This is a genomic window from Cyclobacterium qasimii M12-11B (genome assembly GCF_000427295.1).
GTDB lineage: Bacteria > Bacteroidota > Bacteroidia > Cytophagales > Cyclobacteriaceae > Cyclobacterium > Cyclobacterium qasimii.
Genome location: NZ_ATNM01000063.1, coordinates 1 through 855 on the forward strand (window position 1 = coordinate 1; position 855 = coordinate 855).

1 protein-coding gene is annotated in these 855 nt (G+C 45.7%); it reads left to right on the forward strand.

Annotation, left to right across the window (positions count from 1 at the left end):
- Positions 1–40: 40 nt before the first annotated feature.
- Complete coding sequence (locus ADICYQ_RS31140; RefSeq protein ID WP_020894230.1) at positions 41–787, forward strand: MFS transporter; 747 nt, start codon at positions 41–43, stop codon at positions 785–787.
- Positions 788–855: the final 68 nt, after the last annotated feature.

Sequence of the window (855 nt, forward strand, 5' to 3'; positions counted from 1 at the left end):
TGCTGATTAACTCCTTGGCATAATAAAAAGGAGGATCCCAATGAGCTCAAGAAAAGAATGGGCGCTGATCGTCTCGCTATTATTGGGGGCCATTCTGGTTCCCATTAACTCAACGATGATCGCGGTCGCGCTCTCATCTATTTCCCATACGTATAACGAGTCCATCGCAAGCATCACTTGGGTGGTTACCGTTTATTTAATCGTGATGGCAGTCACACAGCCGATTGCAGGAAAGCTCGGTGACATGTACGGCAATAAAACAATGTACTTATGGGGAGTCGGCCTTTTTCTAATCGCATCTCTAGGCTGCGCCCTTTCACCGAGTCTGCTCCTGTTAATTGTCTTTCGGGCATTGCAGGCTGTCGGCGGGGCATTGCTTACGCCAAACAGCATTGCCATTATCCGGCATGTTGTTTCTGAAAAACGCCTACCGAAAGTGTTTGGATTTTTCGGACTGGGCGCGGGACTTGGTGCAGCACTCGGGCCTTTTATCGGCTCTATACTGATTGACAGCTTCAGCTGGCATTCGATTTTTTGGGTCAACATCCCGTTCCTCGCCATTGCTTTATTTACGGCATTAACGATGTTTCCTCAATATAAAGAAAATAAATCTGACGCGCCGCTGGATATCATCGGCTCTCTCTTGCTTGCAGGCAGCATCGTTTCCATTATCCTGCTGACGAAAAATGAGGCTCCATGGGGATATACTGTATACAGTGTATTGATACTTCTTTTTGTTCCGCTTTTTTTTCAGAAGAGAAAAACGTACCCAGCACCCCATCATTGACTTTGCACTGTTTAAAAGCTCAACCTTTACAAATGCGAATCTATCAGTCTTGTTAAGCAATTTGATGA